General features: G+C 75.0%; 2 protein-coding genes. Both read right to left on the bottom strand.

What is annotated here, in order from left to right; all coding sequences use genetic code 11:
• Positions 1 to 12 precede the first annotated feature (12 nt).
• Positions 13 to 5,007, bottom strand: coding sequence for a type I polyketide synthase (locus KBX43_RS00070; RefSeq protein ID WP_210882115.1), 4,995 nt, complete (start codon positions 5,005 to 5,007; stop codon positions 13 to 15).
• A 36-nt stretch (positions 5,008 to 5,043) separates the two neighbouring features.
• Entirely contained in the window at positions 5,044 to 15,993 is a 10,950-nt protein-coding gene (locus tag KBX43_RS00065; RefSeq protein ID WP_210882113.1) for a type I polyketide synthase, read from the bottom strand.
• Positions 15,994 to 16,030 lie beyond the last annotated feature (37 nt).

Below are 16,030 nucleotides of genomic sequence, written 5' to 3'. Positions count from 1 at the left end.
GCTGGAGCTGGGTCAGGAGATGCCGAGGTCCTTGTCCACCATCGCGAACAGTTCGTCGTCGGTGGCGTCGTCGAGGTGCCGGCCGATGTCGGCGCCACCGCTGTCCTGGCCGAGCCGGGAGAGCATCGCCTGCAGGCGTACGGTGGCCCGCACCCGGGCCGCCTCGTCCCGGGCGACCACGTCGAGGCCCTCGGCGATCCGGTCCAGATCGTCGAGGAGCGCGTTCGGGGTGACCACGTCGTCGTGGGCGACCTCGGCGTAGAGGTACTCCGCCAGGGTCGTCGGGGTCGGGTAGTCGAAGACCAGGGTGACCGGGAGGGCCACGGCGGTGGCCGCGCCGAGCCGGTTACGCAGCTCGACGGCGGTGACGGAGTCGAAGCCCAGCTCCCGGAACGCCCGATGCTCGTCCACGGAGTCGGCGGACGGGTAGTTGAGCACGGCGGCGACCTGGCCACGGACCAGGCCGAGCAGCACGGCGAACCGCTCGGCGGCGGGCAGCCCGGCGAGCCGCTCCCGCAACGACTCCGGGCCGTCGCCGACCTCCACGCTGTCCATCGCCTCGGCGGCGGCGAGCCGCCGCACGTCCGGCAGGTCGCTGATCAGCGGACCGGGCCGGGTGGCGGTGAACGCGACGGAGAACCGTTCCCAGGCGATGTCGGCGATGGTGAGGAACGCCTCGCCGTGGTCCACGGCCTGGTGCAGCGCGGTGATCGCCGCCTCCGGGGTCATCTCGGGTACGCCGTGGCGGTGCAGCAGCTCGCCGAGCGGCCCGTCGGCCATGCCGCCGCCGGCCCACGCCCCCCAGGCGACGGAGGTGGCGGTGAGGCCGAGGCCCCGGCGGTGCTGGGCGAGCGCGTCGAGGAACGCGTTGCTCGGGGCGTAGTTGCCGACGCCGGAGCTGGCCACGCTGCCGGCGAAGGACGAGAACATGACGAACGCGGACAGCTCGTGGTCGAGGGTCAGCTCGTGCAGGTTGTACGCGACGTCGACCTTGGCCCGCAGCACCCGTTCGATCTGCTCGGGCCGGATGTCGTTGATCATGGCGTCGTCGAGGACCGCGGAGGCGTGCACGACCGCGGTGAGCGGGTACTCGGCGGGGATCGCCTCGATCAGCTCGGCCAGGGCGTCGCGGTCGGAGGCGTCGCACTCGACCACTGTGGCCTGGGCGCCCAGCGCGGTGAGGTCGTCGACGAGCTGCTGCGCGCCGGGCGCGGCCATGCCCCGCCGGCTGACGACGACGATGTTCTCCACACCGCTGCGGGCCAGCCAGCGGGCGGCGTGCCCACCGAGCGCGCCGGTGCCGCCGGTGACGAGCCCCGTGCCGTACGGCTGCCACGGGTTGGCGGGCTGACTGTCGCCGAGCGGGACGCGGGTGAGCCGGCGGGCGAGCAGGCCACTCGGGCGTACCGCGATCTGGTCCTCGTCCCCGGCGGTGGTGAGGGCCGCGACCAGCAGGTCGGCACAGCGGTCCTCCACGGCCTCGGGCAGGTCCACGAGGCCGCCCCAGCGCTGCGGGTGCTCCAGCGCGGCGACCCGGCCGAAGCCCCAGACCAGCGACTGCGCCGGGGCGCGCAGCAGGTCGGCCATGCCTACCGACGCGGCGCCGGAGGTGACGCTCCACATCGGCGCGCGCAGGCCGATGTCGCCGAGGGCCTGGAAGAGCGCGACGGTGGCGGCGAAGCCGCCGGGCACGGAGGGGTACAGCGGGTGGGCCAGCTCGTCGAAGGCGAGCAGCGAGACCACGCCGGCGACGTCGGCGGTGGCGTCGCCGCCCGGTCCGGCGGCGAGCGCCTCCTGCAGCAGCTTGCCGAACTGGTCGCGGTCGACGTCGGGCGTGGAGACGGCCACCGGCACGAGCGTCGCGCCGGCCGCCGCGATCGCCTCGACGCAGGCGTCCTGCCAGGGCTCGATGATGTCGCCGGTCGGCATGACCACGACCCAGGTGCCGTCCATGCCCCGGTTGGCGACGCCGGTCAGGGGCTTCCAGGTGTCCTGGTAGCGCCAACTGTCGATGTCGGCCTGCCGGCGCCGCTGCCGGCGCCAGGAGGTGAGCATCGGCAGGGCCGGCAGCAGCGCGTCGAGAACCTCGTGTGCCGGGGTCTCCTCGGTGGCGATGGTCTCGGCGAGCGCCGTGACGTCCCCGCTCTCGACGGCGGCCCAGAAGCCCGCGTCGCCCGGGTCGCCGCTCATGCCCGACAGCAGGGTCTCCAGGTCGGGCCCGCCGCTGCCGTCGAGCCAGAACCGCTGGTGGTCGAAGGCGTACGTGGGCAGCGGCGCGACCTCGGTCTCGGCGAGGACGTCCGCCAGGTCGACGGGCAGGCCGACGGCGTACGCGGTGGCGAGGTTGGTCAGCAGCCGGGTCGCGTCGTCGTCGCCCCGGCGCAGGCTGCCCAGGGTGTGCCCGCTCGCGCCGGTGTCGTCGAGGATCGCGGTGACCGGCATCGTCAGCACCGGGTGCGGGCTGATCTCGACGAACGTGGTGTGCCCGGCGGCGACCGCCGTACGGACCGCGGCGTCGAACTGCACGGTCTGCCGCAGGTTGTCGTACCAGTGCTCCGCGCCCATGGTGAGCGGGTCGGCCCACTCGCCCGTGAGGGTGGAGACCAGCCGGGTGTGGCCGGCCCGCGGGGTGACGCCGGCCAGGTCCGCGCGGAGCTGCTCGGCCACCTGCCGCACGGCCTCGGAGTGCGACGCGTAGTCCACGGGGATCAGCCGGGCGCGGACGCCCTGCGCCTGGCACGCCTGCACGAGGTCGGCCACGGGCTGCGGCGGGCCGGACACCACGACGGTGGACGGCCCGTTGACGGCCGCGACTCCGACGCCCGGGAACTCCCCCAGGCGCTCGGTGACCGCGTCGGCGGACAGGTCGATCGACGCCATCGTCCCGGTCCCCCGCAGCACCGTCAGCGCCCGCGACCGCAACGCCACTGCCTTCGCGGCGTCCTCCAGGCTCAGGATCCCGGCGACACAGGCCGCGCCGATCTCGCCCTGGGAGTGACCGATCACCGCGTCCGGGACGACGCCCGCCGCGCGCCACACGGCCGCCAGGGCGATGCCGACGGCCCACAGCACCGGCTGCACGACCTCGACCCGCTCCAGCCACGACTCGTCGTCACCGGTCAACACCGCGACGAGGTCCACGTCGAGGTACGGCGCCAGGGCCCGCTGGCACTCGGCCAGCTTCGCGTCGAACACCGGCGTACGACCGACGAGCCCGGCCGCCATCCGCGCCGACTGCGCCCCCTGACCCGGGAACACGAACACGGGACCTGCGCCGGCGCTGGTGACCGTACCGGTGACGAGGTTCCCCGCCGGCTGGCCGGCGGCGAGGGCGTCCAGCCCGGCCAGCAGCTCGTCGGCGGTCGACCCGACGACGGCGGCACGGTGGTCGAACGTCGAGCGGGTGGTGGCCAGCGACCAGCCGACCGCCGCCGGATCGATCTCGCCGCGCCTGCGCAGGAAGTCCGCGAGCCGGGCCGCCTGCCCGCCCAGGGCGGTCCTCGACCGGGCCGACACCGGCCAGAGGGTCACGTCCGACGCGACCAGGCCCGGCCGGCGCGCGGGCTCGACGGCGCCGGTCCCGTCCGCCTGCCCGCCGTCGACGGTCGCCGCCTCGGCGACGCGCGGGCGGTACTCCTCCAGGATGACGTGGGCGTTGGTGCCGCTGACCCCGAAGGAGGAGACGCCGCCGCGGCGGGGGCGGTCCAGTTCCGGCCACGGCTTGGACTCGGTGAGCAGGGAAACCGCCCCGGCCGTCCAGTCCACGTGCGGGGACGGCTCGTCGATGTGCAGGGTCTCCGGCATGACGCCGTTACGCAGCGCCATCACCATCTTGACCAGCCCGGCGACGCCGGCGGCGCTCTGGGTGTGGCCGATGTTCGACTTCACCGAGCCCAGCCACAGCGGACGGTCGGCCGGGCGGTCCTGCCCGTACGTGGCGATGAGCGCCTGCGCCTCGATCGGGTCGCCGAGGGTGGTGCCGGTGCCGTGCGCCTCGACCATGTCGACGTCGGCGGAGCCGAGCCGGGCGTTGGCGAGGGCCTGGCGGATGACCCGCTGCTGAGAGGGGCCGTTGGGGGCGGTGAGCCCGTTGGAGGCGCCGTCCTGGTTGAGGGCGCTGCCCCGGATCACGGCGAGGACCGGGTGGCCGTTGCGTTCGGCGTCGGCCAGCCGCTCCACGACGAGCACGCCGCCGCCCTCGCCCCAGCCGGTGCCGTCCGCGCCGGCCGCGAAGGCCCGGCACCGGCCGTCGACGGACATGCCGCGCTGCCGGGAGAAGACGACGAACACGCCGGGGGTGACCATGACGGTGACGCCACCGGCGATGGCCAGGTCGCACTCGCCGCGGCGCAGGGCGTTCACGGCGAGGTGCAGGGCCACCAGCGAGGAGGAGCAGGCGGTGTCCACGGTGACGGCCGGGCCGTTGAGGCCGAGGGTGAACGAGATCCGGCCGGACGCCACGCTTGTGGTGTTGCCGGTGCCGATGTACATGTCGACGCCCTCGGGCACGTTCGGCAGACCCATGCCGTAGTTCGAGGTGCTCAGCCCGACGAAGACACCGGTGGAGCTGCCGCGCAGCGACAGCGGGTCGATGCCGGCCCGCTCGACTGCCTCCCAGGACGTCTCCAGCAGCAGCCGCTGCTGTGGGTCCATGGCGAGGGCCTCACGCGGCGAGATCCCGAACAGGGACGGGTCGAAGTCACCGGCGCCGTCGAGGAACCCGCCGATGCGGGTGTAGCTCTTGCCCGGCTTGTTCGGGTCGGGGTCGTAGAGCGCCTCCAGGTCCCAGCCCCGGTCGTCCGGGAACTCGGTGAGCGCGTCCCGGCCGTCGGCGACAAGCTCCCACAGGTCCTCCGGCGACCGCACGCCACCCGGGAAGCGGCAGCTCATCGAGACGATGGCCAGCGGCTCCTGGTCGCGGGCCTCGACGGTCTGCAGCTTGCGCTTGGTGTCGTGCAGGTCGGCTGTCACCCGCTTCAGGAAGTACCGCAGCTTGTCGTCGCTCATCGGGTGGCCCCTGCCTCGGTCCGAAGGTTGGTCATCTCAGGAGATTCCAAACTCTTTGCTGATGAAGTCGAAGATCTCGTCGTCGCTGGCCGAGTCGAGGTCTGGCCGGTCCGGTTCGACGGTGGGCCCGGCCGCCAGGTCGGACGCCTTGGCGAGCAGGTCCTGCATCCGGGCGGTGAACCGGGCGCGGGCCGCCGGGTCGAGCGGGATGGCGGTGAGCAGGCTCTCCACCGTGTCGATGCCCTGGAAGAGCGGCTGGGTGGAGGGCGCCGCGTCGGCGGCGATCTCGCTCGTCAGCTTCTCGGCGAGCGCCGTCGGCGTCGGGTAGTCGAACACGAGCGTCGCCGGCAGCCGCAGGCCGGACAGGCTGTTGAGCCGGTTGCGCAGATCGACGGCGGTGAGCGAGTCGAAGCCCAGGTCGGTGAAGAGCCGGTTCGGGTCGACCGCGTCCGAGCCGGCGTGGCCGAGGACGGCGGCGATGTTCGCGCGTACCACGTCGAGCACCACCTTGAGCCGCTCCGGGGCGGCCAGTCCGGCGAGCCGCCGACCGAGTTGCACCCCGCCGGAGCGGGCACCGGTGGCGTCCATGGAGCGTCGCAGCGGCACCCGGACCAGGGCCCGGAGCATGGGCGCGAGGGTGCCGGTCTCCGCCTGCCCGCGCAGCGTCCCGACGTCCAGGCGCATCGGCAGGACGGTTGCCGCGTCGAGCCGCCACGCGGCGTCGAAGAGATCCAGCGCCTGCTCGGTGGCCAGGCCGGTGGCGCCCTGCTCGGCCATCCGCCGCACGTCGTCGCCGCCGAGGTGGCCCGTCATGCCGCTGGCCTGCGCCCACAGGCCCCAGGCGAGCGAGATGCCGGCGAGCCCGCGTGCCCGGCGGTGCGCCGCGAGGGCGTCGAGGAAGGCGTTCGACGCCGCGTAGTTGGACTGGCCGGCGCTGCCCAGCGTGGCCGCCGCCGACGAGAACAGGACGAAGGCCGCAAGGTTCGCGTCGGCCGTGAGGCGGTGCAGGTGCCAGGCGGCGTCGATCTTCGGCACGGCGACCGCGTCCACCCGTTCGGGGGTCATCGACTCCAGCACGCCGTCGTCGAGGACGCCGGCGGCGTGCACCACGCCGGTGAGCGGGTGCGCTGCCGGCACCCCGGCCAGCAGCGCCGACAGGGCCTCGGGGTCGGCGGCGTCGCAGGCCGCGACGGTCACCTCCGTACCGGAGCCGGCGAGTTCGTCGACCAGGTCGCCGATCCCCTCGGCCGCCGCGCCGCGCCGCCCGGCCAGCAGCAGGTGCCGTACGCCGTGGCTGGTGGCGAGGTGGCGGGCCAGGATGCGGCCCAGCACGCCCGTGCCGCCGGTGATCAGCACGGTGCCGGCCGGGTCGATCCCGCCGGGCAGCGGCTCGACACCGGCCGGAACCCGGCCGAGCCGTGGGGTGCGGACCTGCCCGTCGCGCACGGCGAGCTGCGGCTCGCCGGAGGCGATGGCGGCGGCCAGCGCGGCGGCGCTGTCCGGGGCGTCGTCGAGGTCGACGAGCTGGCACCGGCCCGGGTGTTCGAGCTGGGCGGCACGCAGCAGGCCCCAGACCGGGGCCTGGCGCAGGTTCACCTGCTCCTGCTCCCCCGCCGCGACCGCGTCCCGGGTGACGAGCACCAGCCGCGAGTCGGCGAACCGGTCGTCGGCGAGCCAGGTCCGCAACGCGGCGAGCGTACGGTGCGTGGCGGCGCGCGCCTGCGCGGCGAGGTCCGGGTCCGACGGGTTCCCGGCGTCGCCGACCGGGACGATCACCAGCTCGGGCGCCGGCTCACCCCCGGCGAGCAGGTCGCCGAGGGTGTCGAGCCCGACGTCGGTACGCACCCGGGCACCGGCCGCCTCGCAGGCCGCGCTGAGCACCAGGTCGTCGCCGAGCGCCACCCAGCGGATGGCCGCCGGCACGGGGCCGGTGGGCACCGGCAGCACGGGCCAGTCCACCTGGAACAGCGACTCGTGCCGGCCGGAGCGGGCCGCGCCGAGGGAGTCCCCGGAGACACGGCGCATGATCAGCGAGTCGACGTGCAGCACCGGGGCGCCGGTGGCGTCGGCCACCTGGAACGAGACGCCGACCTCGCCGGCCGCGGCGACGCGCACGCGCAGGGCGGTGGCCCCGGCGGCGAGCAGGGAGACCCCGGTCCAGGCGAACGGCAGACGGGGCACGCCGGCGTCGGCGCCGTCGCCCATCCGGCCGAGGAAACCGCCGATCGACATGGCCTGCAGCGCGCCGTCGAGCAGCGCCGGGTGCACGCCGAAGCGGCCGGCCTCGGCGTGGTGGCCGGCGGGCAGCTCGACCTCGGCGAAGACCTCGTCGTCGCGGATCCACGCGGCACGCAGACCCCGGAACGCCGGCCCGTACCCGAAGACGGTCGCCTCGATGCCGGAGTAGAAGTCGTCGGACTCGACGCGCGTCGCGCCGGGCGGCGGCCACACCCCCAGGTCGAAGGCGGGCGCGGCGTCGGCCGGCTGCGGGCCGAGCAGGCCGGTGGCGTGGCAGGTCCAGGCGACGTCGGCGAGGATCTCGTCGGAGCCGTCCCGGTAGGGCCGGGAGTGGAGCTGGACGGTGCGCCGCCCGTCGTCGTCGCGGTCGCCGACCGTCAGCTGCACCTGGAGCGCGCCGAGTTCGGGCAGGACGAGCGGGGCGAGCAGCGTCAGCTCCTCCACCGTCGGGCAGCCGGCCTGCGCACCGGCGTACGTGGCGAGTTCCACGAAGGCGGTGCCGGGCAGCAGGATGTTGTCCATCACCCGGTGCTCGCCGAGCCACGGGTGGGTACGCACCGACAGCCGCCCGGTGAAGACCATCCGCTCGCTGTCGGGGAACGTCAGCGTGGCGCTGAGCAGCGGGTGCCCGGCGTCCTGGAGACCGGCGGAGCTGACGTCCTGCGCCCGGTGCGCCGGCGGCTCGACCCAGTACCGCTGGTGGTCGAAGGCGTACGTGGGCAGGGCGACAGGGTCGGTCCCGGCCAGGACGGCCGTCAGGTCGACGGGCAGGCCGATCGCGTGGGCGGTCGCGAGGTTCGTCAGCAGCCGCGTCGGGTCGTCGTCACCGCGGCGCAGGCTGCCCAGGGTGTGCCCGGTGACGCCGGCGTCGTCCAGGATCGCCGTCACCGGCATCGTCAGCACCGGGTGGGGGCTGATCTCGACGAACGTCGTGTGACCCGCCTCGACCGCCACCCGCACGGCGGCGTCGAAGCGCACGGTCTGCCGCAGGTTGTCGTACCAGTAGCCGGCGTCCATCGAGGACGGGTCCACCCAGTCCCCCGTCAACGTCGAGACGAGCCGAGTGTGCCCCGGCTGCGGGCTCACGTCGGCCAGATCGGCGCGCAACCGCTCGGCCACCTCCTGCACCGCCGCCGAGTGCGACGCGTAGTCCACCGGGATCAACCGCGCCCGCACCCCGTCGGCCTGACACGCCTCCACCAGATCCGCGACCGGCTGCGGCGGACCCGACACCACCACCGTCGACGGACCGTTCACCGCCGCGACGCCCACCCCGGGGAAGCCCGGCAGCCGCTCCGTCACCGCGTCCGCGCGGAGGTCGACCGACGCCATCGTCCCGGTGCCCCGCAGCGCGGTCAGGGCCCGGGAGCGCAACGCCACCGCCTTCGCCGCGTCCCCCAGCGACAGGATCCCCGCCACACACGCCGCGCCGATCTCACCCTGCGAGTGACCGATCACCGCCGCCGGAACCACACCCGCGTGCTGCCACACGGCGGCGAGGGCGACGCCGACGGCCCACAGCACCGGCTGCACGACCTCCACCCGCGCCAGCCACGACTCGTCGTCACCCGTCAACACCGACACCAGATCGACGTCCAGGTACGGGGCCAGGGCCCGCTGACACTCCGCCAGACGCGCGTCGAACACCGGCGTCCGACCCACCAGACCGGCCGCCATCCGCGCCGACTGCGCACCCTGACCCGGGAACACGAACACCGCACCCGCGCCATGCGACAGAGCCGCCGCCGCGACCACGTTGCCGGCCGGCGACCCCGACGCCAGAGCGTCCAGCCCCGCCAGCAACTCCTCCGTGCTCGACCCGACCACTGCCGCCCGGTGGTCGAACGTCGACCGGGTCGTCGTCAGGGACCAGCCCACCGCCGCCGCATCGACCTCGCCGTGCTCGCGTACGTGCCGGGCCAGCCGGGCCGCCTGGCCGGTCAGGGCTTCCCTCGACCGCCCCGACAGCGGCCATGCCACGACGCCGGAATCCACGAGGCCGGGCCGGGTGTCCACGCGTGCGGCGTCGACCGGCTCGTCACCCTGCTCGATGATCACGTGGGCGTTCGTGCCGGAGATGCCGAACGACGACACCGCCGCCCGGCGCGGCCGGTCCACCACCGGCCACGGCCGCGACTCCGTGGCCAGCTCGACGGCGCCGGAGGTCCAGTCGATGTGCGGGGACGGCTCGTCCACGTGCAGCGTCGCCGGGACGAGGCCGTGCCGGATGGCCTGCACCATCTTGATCACACCGGCCACCCCGGCGGCGGCCTGGGCGTGGCCGATGTTCGACTTGATCGAGCCGAGCAGCAGCGGCCGGTCGGCGGGCCGCTCCCGCCCGTACGTGGCCAGCAGGGCCTGCGCCTCGATCGGGTCACCGAGCGTCGTGCCCGTGCCGTGCGCCTCGACCACGTCCACGTCGGCCGTGGTAAGGCGGGCCGACGCCAGCGCCTGCCGGATCACCCGCTGCTGCGAGGGACCGTTCGGGGCGGTCAGCCCGTTGGAGGCGCCGTCCTGGTTGATCGCCGAGCCGCGCACCACCGCGTACACGGTGCGGCCCTGCCGGCGCGCGTCGGAGAGCCGCTGCACGAGCAGCATGCCCACGCCCTCGGACCAGCCGGTGCCGTCGGCCGACGCGGCGAACGACTTGCACCGGCCGTCGGCGGCCAGGCCGCGCTGCCGGGAGAACTCGACGAAGGCGGTCGGGGTGGCCATCACCATCACGCCACCGGCGAGGGCCATGTCGCACTCGCCGCGCCGCAGCGCCTGACCGGCCCAGTGCAGGGCCACCAGCGACGAGGAGCAGGCCGTGTCCAGCGACACCGCCGGCCCCTCCAGCCCGAACGTGTACGCCACCCGGCCGGAGATGACGCTGCTGGTCATCCCGGTCAGCATGTAGCCCTCGGCGGCCTCCGGCGAGTACGCGAGCAGCGAGCCGTAGTCCTGGCCGCTGGTGCCGACAAAGACGCCGGTGCTGCTGCCCCGTACGTCGGCCGGGTCGATGCCGGCGGACTCGAAGGACTCCCAGGTGGTTTCCAGCAGCAGCCGCTGCTGCGGGTCCATGGCCAGGGCCTCGCGGGGCGAGATGCCGAAGAAGCCGGGGTCGAACCGGTCGACGCCGCTGAGGAAGCCGCCGCCGCGGGCGTAGAAGGTGCCGGGGGCGTCGGGGTCGGGGCTGTAGAGGCTGTCGAGGTCCCAGCCACGGTCGGTCGGCAGGTCGCTGATCGCGTCGACGCCGTCGACCACCAGCCGCCACAGGTCGTCGGGCGACCACACGCCGCCGGGCAGCCGGCAGGCCATGCCGATGATCGCGAGGGGCTCGTCGTCGCCGACCGGCACGGTGGTCGTCGCGGGTCGCACGGGGACCGGGGTGCCGGCGATCTCCGTACCCAGGAAGCCCGCCAGGTCGTGCGGGGTCGGATAGTCGAAGACGAGGGTGGCCGGCAGCCGCATCCCGAAGGCGTTGTTGAGCCGGTTGCGCATCTCGACGGCGGTCAGCGAGTCGAAGCCGAACTCGCTGAACGCCCGGCGCGGCTCGATGGCCGCCGGGTCGGGGTAGCCGAGCACGGCGGCGGCCTGCCCGCGGACGATCTCGACCAGCGCGGCGGCCCGCTCGGCGTCGCCCAGCCCGGCGAGCTGCTGCACCAGTGACGCGCCGGTGGTGGCCGCGGCGGCGCGCGCGGGCGTGCGGATCAGCGCCCGGTACAGCGGCGGGATGCTCCCGCCGGCGAACTGCACCTTCATCGCGGCGAGGTCCAGCCGGGCCGGGACGAGCGCGGCGTCGGTGGTGCGGCAGGCCACGTCGAAGAGCGCGAGCCCCTCCTCGGCCTCCATGGCGGCGACCCCGGAGCGGGAGATCCGGTTGAGGTGGACGTCGTCCAGCTCGGTGGTCATGCCGCTGCGGTCGGCCCAGAGGCCCCAGGCAAGGGTGAGCGCGGCGAGGCCGCGCGCCTTGCGGTGGTGGGCCAGCCCGTCGAGGAACGCGTTGGCGGCGGCGTAGTTGCCCTGGCCCGGGCCGCCTGCGGTGGCGGCCAGCGAGGAGTACGAGACGAACGCCTTCAGGCCGAGGTCGGCGGTCAGCTCGTGCAGGTGCCACGCGGCGTCGACCTTGGGCCGCAGCACGCCGTCCATCCGCTCGGGGGTGAGCGAGGAGATGACGCCGTCGTCGCGGACGCCGGCGGCGTGGACGACAGCGGTGAGGGGGTGCTCCGCCGGGATGCCGGCCAGCAGCTCGGCCACGGCGGCGCGGTCGGCGACGTCGCAGGCGGCGACGGTGACGCTCACGCCGAGCGCCTCCAGCTCGGCGCAGAGCTCCGCGACGCCCCCGGCGGCGCGGCCGCGCCGGCTGGTGAGGATGAGGTGCCGGACGCCGTACGTGCTGACCAGGTGCCGGCTCATCAGCTGGCCGAGGGTGCCGGTGGCGCCGGTGATCAGGACGGTGCCGTCGGAGTCGAACGGGGCGGCCGGCGGCTCGGCCGGGGCGGGAACCCGGGTGAGCCGGGCGCCGGCGGCGACACCCGCGCGGATCACGACCTGCGGTTCGTCGGTCGCGACGGCCGGGACGAGCACGGCGGCACAGCCGGCCACGTCGTCGACGTCGACAAGCACGAACCGGTCGGGGTTCTCCGACTGGGCGGAGCGGAGCAGGCCGATCGCGGCGGCGCCGGCCAGGTCGGTCAGGTCGGCGTCCCGGTCGGTGGCGACCGCGCCCGAGGTCAGCACCACCAGCCTGGACACCGCGTAGCGCTCCTCGGCGAGGAACTGCTGGAGCACGGCAAGCACCCGGTGGGTCGCCTCGGCGACGGCGCGCGGCACGTCCGCCGACGCGGGCGGGTCGAGCAACGGCAGGACCAGCACGCCGGGCGCGTCCGTCCCGTCGTCCATCGCCGTGGCCAGGGCCGTCAGGTCGGGGTACGCCGCCACGGCCGTGCCGGTGGCCGCGACCGCGTCGGTGAGCGCCGCGGCGTCGCCGATGACCGCCCAGTCGGCAGTGGACGGGCCGGCGGGCAGCGCGAGCGGCGCCCAATCGACCTGGAAGAGCGACTCGGTGCCGCCGCCGGAGGCGGTGCGGAGCTGGTCGGCGGAGACCGGCCGCAGGACCAGGGAGCCGACGGAGATGACGGGCGCACCGGCGACGTCGGTGAGCAGCAGCGAGATGCTGTCGGGGCCGGTGTGCGAGACCCGGACGCGGGCCGCCGCGGCCCCGGCGCCGTGCAGGGCGACGTCGTTCCAGGAGAACGGCAGCCGGCCGTACCCCGGGGGCATGCCCGCCCCTGAAGGCTCTCCGGCCGACGTGGTCAGGCCGAGGGTGTGCAGCGCCGCGTCGAGCAGGGCCGGGTGCAGGCCGTACCCGCCGGCCTCGGCGGCGGGGGCCTCGGGCAGCGCCAGCTCGGCGAAGAGGTCGTCGCCGCGCCGCCACGCGGAGCGCAGGGCGATGAAGGACGGACCGTAGTCGTAGCCCTGGGCGGAGAGGTTCAGGTAGAGGTCGTCGGTGCCGACCTCGGTGGCGCCCGGCGGCGGCCAGGTGGTCAGGTCGGACCAGCCGGCGGGGCCGCTCGGGGCGGCGGGGCCGCTGGCCAGCACACCGCTGGCGTTGCGGGTCCAGGTCCGCTCGCCCGCGCCCTCGGCCGGCTCGCCGTCCTGGGCGGAGTGCAGCGACACGGACCGGCAGCCGGTCTCGTCGGCCGGGCCGATCCAGAGCTGGATGTCGACGCCCCCGGTCTCCGGCAGGATCAGCGGCGACTCCAGGGTGAGTTCGCGGACGTGGTCCGCGCCGACGTGCGCGCCGGCCTGGAGGGCGAGTTCGACGAAGCCCGTGCCGGGCAGCAGCACGGTGTCGAAGACGACGTGGTCACAGATCCACGGGTGGGTACGCCGGGCCAGCCGGCCGGTGAACAGGAATCCCTCGGCGTGCGCGACGCCGACGGCGGCCCCGAGCAGGGGGTGTTGCGCGGGGCGCAGGCCGACGGCGGTGACGTCGCCGGTCCACCCGGCGCCCGCCTCGGGCCAGTAGCGCTGGTGCTGGAAGGCGTACGTGGGCAGGTCGACGCGCCGCGCGCCGGTGTCGGCGAACCACTGCCGCCAGTCGACCGCCACCCCGTGCACGTGCAACTCGGCCAGCCCGGCCAGCAGCCCGTGCGCCTCGGGCCGGTCGGCGCGCTGCGCCGGCACGGCGAGCACGGCGTCGTCGGCGGGCAGGATGTCGCCGACCATCGCGGTCAGCACGCTGCGCGGCCCGATCTCCAGGAACGTGTCCGCCCCAGCGGCGCGCAGCGCGGCGACCCCGTCAGCGAAACGCACCGCCTCGCGCACGTGCCGCACCCAGTACTCCGGCGTGCGGATCTCATCGCCGGCCAGGGCACCGGTCACGTTCGACACGACCGGCAGCACCGGCGCGGCGAACTCCAACCCGTCGAGAACGGCCCGGAAATCAGCGAGCATCGGCTCCATCAACGGACTGTGGAACGCGTGGCTGACGGTGAGGCGGCGGACGCGTACGCCCCGCTCACGCCAGACCCGCTCCACCTCGTCGAGGGCCTCGACGGCGCCGGAGACCACGACGGCCTGCGGACCGTTGACCGCCGCGATCCCCACTCCGGCCAACCCGTCCAGCGTGGCCGCCACGTCGGCCTCGGTGGCCGCGACGGCCAGCATCCCACCCCCGGCGGGCAGCGCCTGCATCAACCGGCCCCGCGCCGCCACCAACGCGCAGGCGTGCTCCAGCGACAGCACCCCCGCCACGTACGCGGCCGTGACCTCACCGATCGAGTGGCCGCCGACCAGGTCGGGGGCGACGCCGAAGGACTCGACGAGACGGAACAGCGCCACCTCGACCGCGAACAACCCCGCCTGCGTGAACACCGTCTGATCCAGCAGCTCCGCCTCAGCCGAACCCGGCTCGGCGAAGAGCACCTCGCGCAGCGGGCGCGGCAGGGCCCTGTCCAGGTGCCCGCACGCCTCGTCGAGGGCGGCGGCGAACACCGGGAACTCCGCGTACAACTCCCGGCCCATGCCGGCGCGCTGCGCACCCTGGCCGGAGAACAGCACCGCCAACGGACCCCGGCCGCCGGCCTGGCCCGTGACGACCGCACCCGACGGCTGCCCGGCGGCCAGGGCACGCAACCCGGCCAGCAACTCCTCACGGCCGGTCGCGGAAACCACGGCCCGGTGCTCCAGGGTGGAGCGTGAGGTGACCGACGAGAAGGCCACGTCCAGGGGCCGCAGGGTCTCGTCGGCGGCGATCCGGGCCGCCCAGCGGCCCGCCTGCGCGGCGAGGCCGGCCGCGTCCCGGGCCGACACCGGCACCGGCACGACCGGCCGCTCGACCGGCGACGCGGCGGCGGCCGACGGGGACTGCTGGGGCTCCGGAGCCTGCTCCAGGATGGTGTGGGCGTTCGTGCCGGACACCCCGAACGAGGAGACGGCCGAGCGGCGCGGCCGGCTCACCGCCGGCCACGGCGTCGCCTCGGTCACCAGCGACACCTCGCCGGCCGACCAGTCGACCTCGGGCGTCGGCTCGTCCACGTGCAGGGTGGGCGGTACGACGCCGTGCCGCATCGCCATGACCATCTTGATCACACCGGCGACACCGGCGGCGGCCTGGGCGTGACCGATGTTCGACTTGACCGACCCGAGCAGCAGCGGCGCCGAGTCCCCCCGGTCCTGCCCGTACGTGGCGAGCAGCGCCTGCGCCTCGATCGGGTCGCCGAGCCGGGTGCCGGTGCCGTGCGCCTCCACCACGTCCACGCCGCCGGTGGCGAGGCCGGCGTTGGCCAGCGCCTGCTGGATCACCCGCTGCTGCGACGGCCCGTTCGGGGCGCTCAGGCCGTTGGAGGCGCCGTCCTGGTTGACGGCGCTGCCCCGCACCACGGCGAGGACGGGGTGGCCGTTGCGCTGCGCGTCCGACAGCCGCTCCAGCACCAGGACGCCGACGCCCTCGGACCAGCCGGTCCCGTCGGCGGAGGCGGCGAACGCCTTGCAGCGGCCGTCGGCGGCGAGGCCGCGCTGCCGGGAGAACTCGACGAAGGCGGCCGGGGTGCACATGGCGGTGACCCCGGCGACGATCGCCAGGGTGCACTCCCGCTGCCGCAGCGCCTGCCCCGCCAGGTGCAGGGCGACCAGCGAGGACGAGCAGGCGGTGTCGATGGTGACCGCCGGGCCCTCCAGCCCGAAGGTGTAGGCGATCCGGCCGGAGACCACGCTGCCGGCGTTGCCGGTCATCAGGTGCCCCTCCAGGCCCTGCGCGGCGCCCATCAGCACGGTGCCGTAGTCCTGGCCGGTGCTGCCGGCGAAGACGCCGGTGCGGCTGCCGCGCAGCGAGTGCGGGTCGATGCCGGCCCGTTCCAGGGCCTCCCACGATGTCTCCAGCAGCCAGCGCTGCTGCGGGTCCATCGCCAGCGCCTCGCGGGGGGAGATCGCGAAGAAGCCCGGGTCGAAGTCGGCCAGGTCGTGGACGAAGCCGCCCTGCCGCGTGTACGACGTGCCGCTCTGTTCGGGGTCGCTGTCGTAGAGCGACCCGAGGTCCCAGCCGCGGTCCTCGGGGAAGTCGGTGACCACGTCCCGGCCGGACGCGACCACCTCCCACAGGTCCTCGGGAGAGCGCACCCCGCCGGGGAAGCGGCAGCTCATGGAGACGATGGCGACCGGTTCCTGTTCACCGGCCTCCACCTCGCGCAGGCGCTGGCGCACCTGGTGCAGGTCAGCGGTGACCCGCTTGAGGTAGTCGAGAAGCTTCGCCTCGTCAGCCATGGACCGCGCACTCCTTGTGTTGACCCGTCGTCGCAGC

Source organism: Micromonospora sp. C41 (assembly GCF_018070485.1).
Lineage (GTDB): Bacteria > Actinomycetota > Actinomycetes > Mycobacteriales > Micromonosporaceae > Micromonospora > Micromonospora chalcea.
This window is presented reverse-complemented; position numbering and strand designations above follow the sequence as displayed.